The sequence below is a fragment of the Limosilactobacillus galli genome (assembly GCF_947381495.1).
GTDB classification, from domain to species: Bacteria; Bacillota; Bacilli; order Lactobacillales; family Lactobacillaceae; genus Limosilactobacillus; species Limosilactobacillus galli.
On record NZ_CANCWK010000138.1, the window covers coordinates 1 to 279 of the forward strand.

The window sequence follows — 279 nt, forward strand, 5'->3', positions numbered from 1 at the left end:
AAAAAAATTAGTCGAAATACGCAATCGGGAGGTGGATCGACCGGACGATATCAAGCGATTCAGGAAATGATAGCCGAGGGTTGTTCAGTCCGTGAATTAACCAAAGCTGCTGGAGTGTCTAGGCAAGCTTACTACAAGTGGCTTAAATATGATCCAAATGAACGTGAAATCGAGGAATTGGAACTCCTCAAGTTAATTGAGTAGTTAGAAAATGAACACAAACAAAGTGTTGGTTATGACAAAATGACCAGGTTAATTAATTTGAGTCAGCAAGTTCCC

At 40.1% G+C, this 279-nt stretch carries 1 pseudogene; it reads left to right on the forward strand.

What is annotated here, in order from left to right:
• Positions 1–70: pseudogene (locus QOS10_RS09610) on the forward strand (helix-turn-helix domain-containing protein); the annotation flags it as partial.
• Positions 71–279 lie beyond the last annotated feature (209 nt).